This is a genomic window from Terrabacter koreensis (assembly GCF_054783315.1).
Genome location: NZ_BAAGQU010000016.1, coordinates 1 through 539, shown reverse-complemented (window position 1 = coordinate 539; position 539 = coordinate 1). Strand labels below are relative to the sequence as shown.

1 protein-coding gene is annotated in these 539 nt (G+C 68.6%); it reads left to right on the top strand.

The features are described 5' to 3' along the window. Positions 1–41: 41 nt before the first annotated feature. The coding region (locus ACYVNR_RS21665; RefSeq protein WP_461051033.1) for a helix-turn-helix domain-containing protein at positions 42–539 on the top strand (498 nt) is incomplete at its 3' end.

Below are 539 nucleotides of genomic sequence, written 5' to 3'. Positions count from 1 at the left end.
GATGTGGCTTGTCTAAGGCCCACTCCAACCCGGAGGTTCTCGTGTCCCACGGTAGTGCTCGCCTGACCGTTCACGGTCGCCGGCTGATCGTCCAGCGCCACCAAGCCGGCTGGAAACAAGCCCACATCGCGGCAGCGATGGGGGTCTCTCGCAAGTGCGTGAAGACGTGGATCGAGCGCCACGCCGCCGAAGGTGAGCGCGGTCTGGTCACGCGCTCCTCGCGCCCACACGCGATGCCCGGCAAGACCAGCGACCAGGTCGAGCAGCAGGTCCTGGCCGCCAGGGCGCAGCATCGCGAAGGCCCGGACGTGCTTGGCCCGAGGCTCGGGGTGCCGGCCCGGACCGTGTCCCGGATCCTGCGCCGCCACCAGGTGCCCTACCTGCGTGAGTGTGACCCGATGACCGGTGAGGTGATCCGGTCCTCAAAACAGACCGCGATCCGCTACGAACGTGAGCGGCCCGGCGAGCTGGTCCACATGGACGTCAAGAAACTGGGCAAGATCCCCGACGGCGGCGGCTGGCGTGCCCGCGGTCAGACC